This window comes from Pseudomonas sp. 02C 26 (assembly GCF_002843585.1).
Lineage (GTDB): Bacteria > Pseudomonadota > Gammaproteobacteria > Pseudomonadales > Pseudomonadaceae > Aquipseudomonas > Aquipseudomonas shirazensis.
In genome coordinates, this window is record NZ_CP025262.1 from 1,478,958 (window position 1) to 1,490,419 (window position 11,462).

General features: G+C 60.8%; 5 protein-coding genes. All 5 read left to right on the top strand.

Translation table 11 applies throughout. From position 1 onward, the window contains the following. Nucleotides 1-7: 7 nt before the first annotated feature. The 5 genes from flgJ to CXQ80_RS06875 all read left to right on the top strand — a co-directional run bounded on the left by flgJ (nucleotide 8) and on the right by CXQ80_RS06875 (nucleotide 11,365). Entirely contained in the window at nucleotides 8-1,204 is a 1,197-nt protein-coding gene (flgJ, locus tag CXQ80_RS06855) for a flagellar assembly peptidoglycan hydrolase FlgJ (protein ID WP_101317783.1), read from the top strand. A gap of 12 nt (nucleotides 1,205-1,216) precedes the next feature. Next, nucleotides 1,217-3,256: a flagellar hook-associated protein FlgK gene (gene flgK, locus CXQ80_RS06860; RefSeq protein ID WP_101317785.1), complete on the top strand. Its 2,040-nt coding sequence runs from the start codon at nucleotides 1,217-1,219 to the stop codon at nucleotides 3,254-3,256. Between the two features lie 13 nt (nucleotides 3,257-3,269). Next, nucleotides 3,270-4,862 (top strand): flagellar hook-associated protein 3, encoded by a 1,593-nt coding sequence (locus CXQ80_RS06865; protein ID WP_101317787.1) that lies wholly within the window; start codon nucleotides 3,270-3,272, stop codon nucleotides 4,860-4,862. Nucleotides 4,863-5,009: 147 nt separating this feature from the next. Beyond that, nucleotides 5,010-8,582 (top strand): glycosyltransferase, encoded by a 3,573-nt coding sequence (locus CXQ80_RS06870; protein WP_101317789.1) that lies wholly within the window; start codon nucleotides 5,010-5,012, stop codon nucleotides 8,580-8,582. A gap of 227 nt (nucleotides 8,583-8,809) precedes the next feature. Continuing rightward, a complete protein-coding gene (locus CXQ80_RS06875) occupies nucleotides 8,810-11,365 on the top strand; it encodes a glycosyl transferase (protein WP_256585702.1) in 2,556 nt (851 codons plus the stop codon). The last annotated feature ends 97 nt before the right edge of the window (nucleotides 11,366-11,462 follow it).

Sequence of the window (11,462 nt, forward strand, 5' to 3'; positions counted from 1 at the left end):
CGCTTTGATGAACTCCAAGAGTCTGGTTTCCAGTCAAGCCGACAGCGGTGCCTACACCGACCTCAACCGCCTGACCTCGCTCAAGCATGGCGATCGTGACAGCGAAGCGAACGTGCGCAAGGTCGCCCAGGAGTTCGAGTCGCTGTTCATCAGCGAGATGCTTAAGGCATCACGCAAGGCCAGTGACGTGCTCGCTGAAGACAACGAGCTGAACACCGAAACGGTCAAGCAGTACCGTGACATGTATGACCAGCAGCTGTCCGTGAGTATGTCCCGCGAGGGCGGCGGCATCGGCTTGCAGGATGTGCTGGTGCGGCAATTGTCCAAGCAGAAGAACCCGGTCGCGACGCCCAACCCGTTCCTGCGCGGCGAGGGCGCAGGCCCTGCGCTGTGGGGGACCAAGGTGGCGACGCCGGTTCACGGCGATACCAGCAGTGCCGCGCGCAATGACGTCGCCGCGCTCAACTCGCGGCGCCTGTCGCTGCCTGGCAAGCTCACCGATCGGCTGCTGGCCGGCATCGTGCCGTCTGCCGGCAACCCGGCGCTGGCCGGCGCTGGTGCGGCGCTGCCGGCGCGTGACGGGCAACTGGTCAATGGCGTGGTCAAGGGCGATTGGGAGCCAGCGCAAGCGTTTGCTGCCGCCGATGGCGGTACGCGCATCCTCGGTCGGGCCATGGCCCAGCCACCGTTGGCGCCGAAAAGGGCCTTCGGCAACAGTGACGAATTCGTCTCGACCATGCTGCCAATGGCTGAACAAGCGGCCAAGCGCATCGGCATCGACCCGCGCTACCTGGTAGCCCAGGCCGCGCTGGAAACCGGCTGGGGCAAGTCGGTGATGCGCAACACCGATGGCAGCAGCAGCCACAACCTGTTCGGCATCAAGGCCACCGGCAGTTGGCAGGGCGGTGAAGCGCGGGCGATCACCAGCGAGTTCCGCGATGGTGCCTTCGTCAAGGAAACCGCCGCGTTCCGTTCCTACGACTCCTACCAGGACAGCTTCCACGACCTGGTCAGCCTGCTGCAGAACAATGCGCGCTATCAAGATGCGGTCAAGTCGGCCGATAACCCAGAACAGTTTGTGCGAGAGCTGCAGAAGGCCGGGTACGCAACCGACCCGAACTACGCCAGCAAGATCTCGCAGATCGCTAAACAGATGAAGTCGTACGAGAGCTACGCAATGCTCGGTACCACCACGCAACGTTAAGGGTAGAGAACCATGGCGAGTTTGCTCAATATTGGCATGTCTGGGCTTGGAGCCGCACAGTCGGGGTTGTACACCCTGGGTAACAACATCGCCAATGCCGATGTCGCCAGCTACTCGCGTCAGCAAAACGTGCAGAAGACCAGCGGCGGCCAGCAGACTGGCCAGGTCTTCATCGGTACCGGTACCACCCTGGCCGACGTGCGACGGGTGTACAACGCGTTCCTCGAGAACCAGTTGCGCACCACCACCTCGCTGTCCAGCGATGCCAACACCTACCTCAGCCAGGTCACTCCGCTGGACAACGCCCTGTCCAGTGCCGATACCGGTATCACTGCAGCGCTGCAGAGCTTTTTCAGCGCCATGCAGGATGCCTCGGCCAAGCCGACCGAAGACGCCTCGCGCCAATTGCTGCTGACCAGCGCGCAGACCTTGGCCAAGCGTTTCAATACGTTGTCTGCCCAGCTCAATCAGCAGAACAGCAACACCAATAGCAACATGGCTTCGCTGGCCACTCAGGTCAACAACCTGACCAAGACCATTGCCGATCTGAACACGCAGATCTCCAAGGTCGGCGTGGTCACCGGCCAGCCCAACGATCTGCTCGACCAGCGCGACGGTGCAGTTCGTGAGTTGACCGCGCTGATCGGCGCCGATGTGGTCGAGCAAAAAAACGGCAACTACGACATCTACCTGAAGAACGGCCAGGCGCTGGTATTGGGCAACACCACCCAGACCCTTGGCGTCGAGCCGAGCGCGACCGACCCGACCCGCATGAGCCTGATCCTCAATCGCGGCTCGACCAAGATGGACATCACCAACAGCACCAGCGGTGGTGAGCTTGGCGGCCTGATCCGCTACCGCAAGGAAACCCTCGACCCGGCGCTCAACGAGCTCGGTCGCGTGGCGCTGGTGGTGGCGGATGCGATCAACAGCCAGTTGGCCCAGGGCATCGACAAGGACGGCAACTTCGGTGCCAGCCTGTTCGGCGACATCAACAGTGCCAAGGCCATCGGCGAGCGCAGCATTGCCAAGCAGGGCAATACCGGCACCGGCAATATCAACGTGACCATTGCCGATACCGGCAAGCTTGGCACCAGCGACTATCAGGTTACCTTCAACAACCCGGCGAACCTGAAAGAGTACACCGTGCGCAAGTTGCCGGAAGGCACCGACATGGGCACGCACAACCTCGACGACGACCCGGCGCCGGTGTTCGATGGTTTCAGCCTGTCGGGCAATGGCGGCACCTATGCTGCCGGTGACAGCTTCAAGATCACTCCTACGCGAAATGCTGCCGCCACCATCGAGTCGGTGCTGACCGACCCCAAGCGCCTGGCCATGGCCTCGCCGCTGACCGCTACCAGCGGTTCGGGCAACAAGGGCACTGGCGTGATCACCCAGCCAACCCTTACCACCAAGTTGGACATCTACGACGCAACCGAGCTGAACAAGCTGCAGACCGGCCTCAAGTATTCCACCCCGGTCAAACTGGTGTTCGGCGATGACGGCGCCTCGCCGCAGAGCTACACCCTGTACAACGCCAAGGGCGATTCGATCGGCACCGGCACGATCATCCCCGGCCAGGACAACAAGCTGCAATTGTCGGTGCCTTTGACCGATGCCAATGGCAATGCTCTAGGTGGCAATTTTACCTTCGAGATGAACGTCAACGGCGCGCCAAAAAACGGCGACAGCTACAGCGTGGCGCTGACCGGTTCGGGTTCGGCGGATAATCGCAATGCTCAGTCTGTGCTCGACCTGCAAACCAAGTCGACCGTAGATGTGGGCGCCAACGGCAAGGGCATCAGCATCAGCGACGCCTATGCCAAGCTGGTCTCCAACGTAGGCGGCAAGGCCGGCCAGGCTAAGATGGACAGCGACGCCACCGGTGCATTGCAGAACTCTGCGTTGGACAGCCGTAATTCCTTGTCGGGGGTCTCGGTCGATGAAGAGACCGGCAACCTGATCAAGTTCCAGCAGTACTACACCGCGTCGTCGCAGATCATCAAGGCGGCCCAGGAAACCTTCGCCACCTTGATCAACAGCCTTTAAGGAGCCGTAGACCGTGCGCATTTCCACTTCGCAGTTCTACAACACCACCAGCGCCAACTATCAGCGCAACCTTGCCAACACGGTGAAGAGCCAGCAGGAAGCCAGCGACTACCTGCGCATCCGTACTGCGGCCGACGATCCGGTAGGCGCCGCGCGTCTGTTGCAGCTTGAGCAGCAACAGAACATGCTCAAGCAGTACAGCGGTAACATCACCAACGTGCGCAATGCCCTCGGCTCCAGCGAGAGCACGTTGAACGCTATCGGCAATGTTTTGCAGCGGGTAAATGAGCTAGCTGTGAGCTCTGGTAACGCAAGTTTCACTGACGCTGACCGCAAAGCCAATGCCGATGAATTGGCCTCGCTCGAGGAGCAGCTGTTCACGCTGATGAACAGCAAGGACGAGAACGGCAAATACCTGTTCTCGGGTTCCAAGGGCGATACCCAGCCGTATGTGAAGAATGCCGACGGCACCTTCAGCTATCAGGGTGACCAGACCAATCTGATGCTGCAGGTTGGCGACATGCTTAGCCTGGCGGCCAACGAAACCGGCTACAGCGCATTCGAGCAGGCCCTCAATACCAGCCGGACCGAGACCTCGTTCACAGACCCATTGATGAATGATGGGCGGATCAATCTGTCCAATGGCCAGGTCTCCGGCAACTCCGCGTTCAATGATCGCTTCCGGGGTGGCGAGCCGTACGAGATCAGCTTCACTAGCGCCAGCCAGCTGAAGATCGTCGACCGAAATGGGCAGGATGTCACCAACGAAGCGACTCAGGGCGGTGCATTCAAAACTGATGGCGACAACACCTCGATCAATTTCCGTGGGGTTGACCTCCGGCTGAAGATCACCTTGCAGGCGGGCGATGACCCAGCGACTGCGCTCAATGGTCATACCTTGATGCTTGGCGCCAAGGCCGACAACGTCAGTGGCACGCGCAGCGCTGGCAACGGCCCATCCAGTAGCCAGATCACCGGCGTCAGCATCATCGATGATGCCAAGTACAAGGCAGCGTTCCCTGGCGGTGGGGCCATTCTCAAGTTTTCCGAGGCCGATCCGACCAAGTTCGATCTTTACGCGGCGCCACTGAGCGCCGATAGCCGCCCGATTGACAGTGGCACTTTGAGCGGCACCGGTACCGCGCTTGATCCCTACGTCGCGACTGCAGCCGGGCTCAGCTTCAATCTGTCGACCCCGCCGGATGCCGGCGACTCTTTCGCGGTCAAGGCAGATACGCATCAGACCCAGAACATGCTTGAGACCATCAGCCAGCTGCGCACCGCCCTGACAACTCCGATGGATGGCGATCCGGTTGCCCGGCAAAACTTCCTGGCGTCGCTGGATTCGGCCATTGGCAACATTGCCAGCGCCACCGACCAGGTGTCGTCGTCGGTCAGTTCCATCGGTGGTCGAGGCCAGGCACTCGATATTCAGGCCGAAACCAATGAAGCGCTGAGCACCGAGAACGCCAAGACACAGAGCTCGATTCGCGAGAGCGATCCGGCCGAGGTCATGCTTCGTCTGCAGCGTCAGACCGACATGCTCAAAGCTTCGCTGCAAGCGTTTGCCAAGGTCGCGACGTTGTCACTGGTCAACTACATCTGACCACATGGGCGCAGCTTTGCCGGGGGGGCTGGCGCTTAGTGAGAGCAGGTCGCCAGGCAGCTGACTCCGAACCGGGCACCGCAGGTTTGATGCGGTGCAGTCGGTCAGCCTCGACTACCTCGATCCACTGCTTTTAAGTGAGCTCCTGTGAACGCAACCCCCCTTGTCACGATTGCCATCCCAGCGTTCAATCCTGAATTTTTCCGCAGTACACTGCACAGCGCGCTGAGTCAGGATTACCCAGGATTGGAGGTTGTCGTCTGTGACGATAGCCCGGATGGCCAGATCGAGGCCATCTGTGACGCATTGAGAGTGGGCTTCAGTGTGCCCCTGCGATACGTGCGTAACCCCCAGCGCCTGGGTTTTGCCGGCAACCTGCAAGCCTGTCTCGCAAATGCCTCGGGCGAGCTGATCAAGTTCCTCTGCGATGATGACGTGCTCCTTGCAGGCTGCGTCAGCGCTCAAGCGCAGGTCATGAACGATTGGCCGGAGCTGAGCATGGTCATCTGCCAGCGCTTGCTCTGCGCTGCAGACGATGTGCTATTGCCGTCACGTTCGCTCAACTTCGTTATATCGATGCACAGTGCCGTTTTCAATGGCACTGACCTGCTCGCGAGCATTGCCGACAACGCTCCCAATCTGTTCGGTGGCCTCAGTCACTGTCTTTTGCGCCGTGCTCAGGTCGAACAATACCTGGACACGTTGATTCAAGACGGTCAGGGGTTTGCTGCACGCCTGGATCTGGCACTGTATGCCTGCCTGCTGCGGCGTGGGCATTTGTGCAGCCTGGATCAAGTGCTGAGCCTGGAGCGGGTGCACCCGGGAAGGTTGAGTCATCAGTCGAGCATGACCTCGGCCTATAGTGTCGAGAGTGAATGGCTGATGCAGATGCTGGCCGCAAGTACTGCAGGTGACGCGCCTGCTGAGGGCTGGGTGCGGTGCCGGCCGCTGAGCAGCTACGAGGGTGAGGCGCAGGATACGTGGGAAGAACTCAACCTGCGCCGTTATTTTGCAGCGCAGATGGCCAACTTCAATCAGCAGGTTGGCAGCAACAGTCTGAGCTTCTCTGAGCTGTACGCTGAATGGCTGGCATCGCGCACATTATCGGCAGGGCAACTGCGACTACTGCCCAAGCGTATCGAGCAGTGGCCGAAGCGGCCGCGCATTGCGCCTGTGGTGTTTTGCCAGGAAAACGAGCAAGCGGCCCTGCGTATCAGTATCGACAGTCTCGCGCAGCAGTCATACCCTGCCCAGCAGATCGTCGTGGTAGGGCCGGCGCAGATGCAGTCTGCCGTCACTGGAGTACATTTCATAGTCGTCTCCGAGCCCGGTCCACAGCCACTCAATAACTGGCTTGACAGCCAGCCGGAGGCGGACTGGATAGTGTTGCTGCGCGCCGGAGACCGCCTGCATCCCCATGCTCTGGTCATCATGGCAGAGCGCATTGCCCTGCGTAGCGAGAGCTTGTGCCTGTACTTTGATGAGGGGGGGCATGACAATCTTGCGCCCTCCAGCCCGGTGTTCAAACCCGACTTCAATCTTGACCTTATGCGTAGCTTGCCTTACGTAGGGCGGGTATTGGCATTCAGCATCGACGCCAGTCGTACCCTGGGCGGTTTTGCCCCCGAGTTCTCCAGCCTTGCGGCCCAAGATCTGTTATGGCGAATGGTCGAAGCGCACGGTTTGCAAGTGGTGGAACATATTGCACAGGTTCTGGTGCAGTGCCAATTCAGCTATGCCGACTGGTTAGCCGCGGTAACTGGCGGACAGCAGGCGCTGCGCGTGCTGCAGGCTCACCTGCAGCGCCTGGGCGTAAGCGCCCAGATTTCGGTCGAGGAGGGCGGGCAGTTCACGCGGGTGACTTATGAGCACTCTCACTCGCCTTGTGTGTCAATTCTGGTTCTTGCTGGTGACGACCTGCAATCCCTGACGCGTTGTGTCGAATCCCTGTTGGAAAACACCGCATACAGCAACTTCGAACTGCTGCTGATCGCCAACCAGGACACCCCGGCGCAGGTGCAGGATTGGCTGACAGCCGTGGCCCGGATGGGCAGCGCGCAGTTGCGCTGCGTAACCCTGGCAGGACTGAATGGTGCGGCCAACCTGAATGAGGCGAGCTTGCATGCCAGCGGCGAGTATCTGCTCTTGCTTGACGGCAACTGTGCCCTGTTCGACAAGCAATGGTTGCATGAACTGATCCATCACGGTCAGCGTCCCGAGGTGGGGCTTGTCGGGCCTAAGCTGCTCGACAAGCACGGTGACGTGCTATCGGCGGGGCAGGTAGTGGGTATGCAGGGTACGGTAGCCAGTGCTTTTGTAGCCTGTACAGCAAACGCCGACAGCTACATGAATCGGCTGCGCGTGGTGCAGAATTGGAGCGCCTTGAGCCAGGACTGTCTGCTCATCCGTCGCAGCCTGTTCGATGAACTCGGCGGCTTTGATATCAACCATCTGCAGCATGAGCTGCTGGCCGCTGACCTCTGCCTGCGGGCGCGCAGTTGCGGCTACCTGGTGGTGTGGACTCCATTTTCCAAGGTGGCCAAGCTCGCTGCTGGTCCCCATCCGGCGGTTGCAGCAGAAATGGTCGAGGCTGATCGTGACGCGTTTTATGAACGGTGGTTGTCGTGGGTGGCTTTCGACCCAGCCTACAATCCGAATCTGAGCCTGAAACTGGCGAACTTCAACTTCGATCCAGGTTTGCGTACTGGCTGGGATCCCTTCATTGCACGGGCCGTGCCCGCCGTGATGGCTCTACCGACCAACGCTACTGCAATAGGCCACTACCGGGTTATTCAGCCGTTCAACGAGCTGGAGCGGGAAGGCTGGATTCAGGGCCGGATCGACTACAGTGCCTCTGGCCTTCTTGAGCTTGAGCGAGAGAAGCCTGATGTGATCATCTTCCAGGGCCGTTACTCGCCGGAGCACCTGAAGGACATGGCGCAGTTCAAGCGCTTCTCCAGCGCGCGACGGATATACGAACTGGACGATTACATCATCGCGCCACCGCAGAAGAACGATCACGCCCGCAACCTGCCAGGCAACATGCGTGAGCTGGTAAGTGCGGCGATTGGTCTGTGTGACCGAGTTGTGGTCTCCACCGAGCCGCTGGCTGACGCGCTGTCGAGCCTGCATGGGGATATCCGGGTTGTACCGAACATGCTCGCAGCATCGCTCTGGACCGGGTTGGTCAGCGCACGTCAACGCAGCGCCAGACCTCGGGTCGGCTGGGCTGGCGGGACCAGCCATCGGGGCGATCTGGAACTGCTTGAAGGCGTGGTCAAAGCCTTGGCCGAGGAGGTTGACTGGGTTTTCTTCGGTATGTGCCCCCCGCAGTTGCGGCCCTATGTAAAAGAATTCTATGAAGGCATCCCGTTCAATCGGTATCCGACGATGCTGGCCAGCCTCAATCTTGATCTGGCCTTGGCGCCTCTTGAGCAGAATTTGTTCAATGACTGCAAAAGTAACCTGCGCCTGCTCGAGTACGGTGCTTGTGGCTTCCCGGTGATCTGTACCGACACCAAGGCCTATGCGGGGTATTTGCCGTGCACGCGGGTCCGAGATAACACCACCGAGCAATGGCTGGAAGCGATTCGCATGCACCTGAGCGATCCCCTGGCCAGTTACCGCCAGGGTGACGCACTGCGTGAAGTGGTGCTGCGCGACTACGTGCTCAACGATCACCACCTGCAGCACTGGGCTAACGCCTGGCTGGCGGACTGAACATTTTCGCCGTCCGGCCAGCCCGGAGGTGCACACTAAATCTTGAAAGGTGCCTTATGACCGAAAACGCAAGCGCTACGCCCATCGATGTGACAGTTGTCCTGCTTGGGCATGGGCAGCTCGCTCAACGCCACAGGACGCTCAACTTTTACGCTCAGGCTGGCGTACCGTGCGTTGCGTTGGAGTCCCTGCAGGCGGACGCGCCTGGTCAGGTATATAAAGCTCGCTTGCAAGATGCGCTGACGCAGATCAGCAGTTCTTATGTCTGCCTGGCCCTTGACGGCGATTATGTCCTGCCTGCTGCGCTTCGCATTGCTCAGCAGTGCCTGCGTAGCCACTCCAGCGCTGTAGCGGCACAAGGCTACGCGTTGGCCTATGCCGCAGGCGACAGTGAGGTGGCTTACCATCGGGTTGGCTCCGCTTTGTTGGCGGGTGACGAGCAGGGCGCCGTGGCCCGGCTGACCCGCTATGCTCTGGCGGGGCAGCAGGCGTGGCGCGCGGTGATGCCACTGGCCACCCTACGTGCGGCTCTCGCCAATCTGCCTGAGCAGCTGGACTGTGCCGGCGCTCGCGTAGCACTCTCCTACGCCATTCTGGCTCAGGGCGAGGTCGCGAGCCTGGACCAGACTGACGTGGTCTGCGAGTACTTGCCCTGCCGCCTTACCGAGTTTGCCCGTGAAGAGCGCCTGAACCACACTGTGCGGCTTTTACGCGAGTGGGATGCGGCCCAGCATGCGCTGTGCACGGATGATGACGGCCTGCTGCTGCTCAACCATTTTGTTCGTAGCAGCTACGATCATGCCGACGCACCACTGCTGTTCACATCTGCCTGGCGTAGCGTCACCGCCGAGCCCGAGCGCCGTTTTGAGCCACGCCAGGACATTAACCTGCCGTACTATAACGGCGAGTTATTCGCGCAGTTGACTGCCCTGGAGTTTCTCACTCATGCCTGGCCGGCCGGTCAGGCCCAGCATCGTGCCCTGGAAGGCACATGGGTGCGCCAGCGCGAATTGCTGCAAGTGCATCCAAACGACACTGCACAGAGTCTGCAGTTGCGTTACTGGCAGGCGCTGGCGTTGGGCCTGTTCAATCTCCAGGTGTGCCAGCGGCTGGCAGCTACACTCACTGGCGAAGAGGACGCGGCCAGCGCCCTTGAGTTGGGCGAGTGGCTTGCGCGGCTTGAGCAGATTCCCGGTATTGAACTCCAGCCGCGCTTGCAGGCGACCGGCTCTGGCGCTGTGCTCGCTGCACTTGAAGCAGCCACACCGCCGGCTGAACAGGTCGAGCGTGTGCGGGCGCACCTGAGCAAGTGCCGGCCCGGCCAGATCGCCTTTGTGGTGCTTGATCTGGGGAATGATGACGATGCACTGCAGGCTACCTTTGACAGTGTGCTTGCCAGCGGCTTGCGCCACTTCAAACTGGTTGTCCTCAAGGCCGGTAAAGCGCCGGCAATCACTACTGCGCGCGATACCTTACACTTCGTTGAAGTGAGCGAAAGTAACTGGGCGGCGCACCTCAATCAGGTGGTGCGCCAGTTACCAAGCGAATGGCTGCTGCTGTTGCAGGCAGGTGATCAACTGCTCGCCAGTGGCCTGCTGCACTTGTCAGTTGAGCTCGCCGAGGCGCCAGCGTGCCAAGCCATTTGTGCCAACGAAGTACAGCGCGATGACGCCGGCCGCCTTCACGCCGTGCTTCGCCCGGGGGCTGACCTGAACCTGTTGCGCAGCCAGCCGGCTCTGATGTCTGGGCATTGGCTGTTGCGCCGCCAGGCCGTGCTTGATCTGGGTGGCTACAGCGAAAGTCATCCTCATGCGTTTGAACTGGATCTGTTGCTGCGTCTGGTCGAAACGCAAGGCGTAGGGAGCCTGGCGCATCTGAACGACTACTTGCTGATTGCTCGGCAGTCTTCGCCAGCCTTCAATGATGACGCGCTGAAGGCGCTTAACCGGCACCTGTCGCAACTTGGTTACCGGCCGCAGCTGAGGAATCAGGAAGCGGCTGGCCTGTCGATCGACCTGCGTCATGCAGCGACCCCGATGGTCAGTATTCTGGTGGCGGGTGAGGGCGATCTGGCGCAGTTGCAGGCCTGCCTTGCCAGCGTGGTCCAGCGAACTCGCTACCCTCGCTTCGAAGTAGTGGTGGCATGTGCCGATGACGGCGTGGTAGCTCAGCAGAGCTTCGCCGGTCGTGTCCGGCTGCTGGTCGGCGCGCCAGGGGCATCTCGCAAAGCGCTGCTGCAGCTTGCCGCCAGCGCAGCGCGCGGCGAATATCTGGTGCTGTTGTCGGCGCGGTGCCAGGTCATCACTCCTGCCTGGATCGAAGCCTTGCTCAACGAAGCCCAGCGCCCTGAAGTTGGGGTTACCGGCGGCTTGCTGCAAACGGTGGATGGCAGCTTGGCACACGCCGGCTATGCCTTGCTGGCAGGGCCGCAGGTGGGTTCACCATGGCGTGGCCTCTCGGCCGAGGCAAGTGTTGAAGCCCGCTGGCCGCTGGCGGTGCGCAACTGCGCGGCGGTTTCCGACGACTGCGTGATGGTGCACAAGGAGCTGTTCGACCAAAGTGCTGGCGAGCTAGCGGACGGAGGTACCGATATCGATCTGTGCTTGATGGCAACCCAGGCGGGCCAGATGGTGGTCTTCACGCCGCACGCCCAATTGATGGTTCAAGCCATGGTTGTTCATGACGCCGATACGGTCCGTGCTGTGGCGCAGCGCTGGCCAAACGCGTTCACAGCGGCGCCGGCTGCAGCGCAACCGCTGGAGTGGCTGACCCAGGTCAGCTGATCCTGCACAAACCGCCAGGCTCACGTTTGGCGGTTTCTTGACGGAGGCGGCGCAGGTCGCTGCTGCATTCGTTTCCTATGCTGCAAATCCCCTCCAA